This is a genomic window from Alkalihalophilus lindianensis (genome assembly GCF_032843265.1).
GTDB classification, from domain to species: Bacteria; Bacillota; Bacilli; order Bacillales; family Bacillaceae_D; genus Alkalihalophilus; species Alkalihalophilus lindianensis.
This window is the reverse complement of the sequence record NZ_JAWJBA010001054.1, coordinates 1-235: the sequence shown is the minus strand read 5'-3', so window position 1 is coordinate 235 and position 235 is coordinate 1. Positions and strand designations below refer to the sequence as shown.

The following is a 235-nucleotide window of genomic DNA, read 5'->3' as shown; positions in this document are numbered from 1 at the left end:
GAGGGAGCCATAGTTATAAAGAATTGTACAAAAAACGCACAGCTGTGGAACGAGTAAATGCATACTTGAAAGAATTCTTCCAGCTCGACAATATCCGCCACCGAGGAGGTAAATTAGCCAAAGTAGATTTTGATATATCATGCCTAGTTTATACGCTTAGTAAATTGGCCGTTGATCGTATCAACAAGCAGATGAACGAAATGAAGAAAGCAGGATAAATTTAATTTCAAAAAAA

Annotated in this window: 1 protein-coding gene; it reads left to right on the top strand. The window is 36.6% G+C overall.

From position 1 onward, the window contains the following. Window positions 1–218 (top strand): transposase (locus RYX56_RS25345; RefSeq protein ID WP_317124512.1); only part of this gene is annotated, 218 nt, incomplete at its 5' end. Between the last annotated feature and the right edge of the window lie 17 nt (window positions 219–235).